Here is a 393-nt window from a genome sequence, read left to right as displayed (position 1 = left end):
GCCGAAACCGGCATCAATCGCGTCCTGCGCCTCGACGGGACAGCGCTGCCGCGCCTGCGCAGGCTTTCCACCAAGGTCATCGAGGTCGACTGCCTGAGCCCGCCGCTGCGGGTCTTCATCCTGCCCGCCGGCGACGGCCTGCACTTCGCCGCGCAGCATGAGGCGGAGGTCGACTGCACCCTGCGTGCGCCGGCCGGCAACCTCCTGCACCTGGCCCTGGCGCGCGACAAGACCCGCGTCCTGCACAGCCCGGAAGTCAGCATGGACGGCGACAGCGCGGCCCTGCTGGAACTGGCCGGCATCCTGCAGAGCCTGGAGCTGGACTGGGAGTACGAACTGTCGCGCTGGCTCGGCCCGCTCGCCACCCAGGTGCTCGGCAGCGGCCTGCGCGAC

Annotated in this window: 1 protein-coding gene; it reads left to right on the top strand. The window is 71.8% G+C overall.

What is annotated here, in order from left to right; translation table 11 throughout:
* Window positions 1–393: ubiquinone biosynthesis accessory factor UbiJ (locus FLP08_RS17245; RefSeq protein WP_202912814.1), on the top strand; the 393-nt coding region annotated here is incomplete at both ends.

Origin of the sequence: Christiangramia aestuarii, from assembly GCF_009735585.1 — a bacterium.
Taxonomy (GTDB): domain Bacteria; phylum Bacteroidota; class Bacteroidia; order Flavobacteriales; family Flavobacteriaceae; genus Christiangramia; species Christiangramia aestuarii.
This window is presented reverse-complemented; position numbering and strand designations above follow the sequence as displayed.